Below are 278 nucleotides of genomic sequence, written 5' to 3'. Positions count from 1 at the left end.
GTCACATCTTGGGGAAGGCCGACCCCGTTATCAGCAACGGTGATCCTGCACCCGGTATCGCTGACGACACAGCGGAGCGTGATTTCGCCGCCATCACGCCCCACGAAGGCATGCTTCAGCGTATTGGTGAGGAGTTCGTTGATGACGAGGCCGGCCGGCATGGCGACATCGACCGAAACCGGCCAGGTATCGACCTTCATGTCCAGCCGGATCCCTTCCACCGCGTGGGCCGCCATCACCGAGGCGGCAATCTGGCTGACATAGGTGCCAAGATCGAC

1 protein-coding gene is annotated in these 278 nt (G+C 61.9%); it reads right to left on the bottom strand.

The features are described from left to right. Window positions 1-278 (bottom strand): ATP-binding protein (locus tag EOD29_RS31450; protein WP_348630466.1); only part of this gene is annotated, 278 nt, incomplete at both ends.

The sequence above is a fragment of the Mesorhizobium sp. M1A.T.Ca.IN.004.03.1.1 genome (assembly GCF_003997555.1).
Classification (GTDB): domain Bacteria; phylum Pseudomonadota; class Alphaproteobacteria; order Rhizobiales; family Rhizobiaceae; genus Mesorhizobium.
Note: the sequence above shows the minus strand (reverse complement) of the source record. Positions and strands in the feature narration are given on the sequence as shown.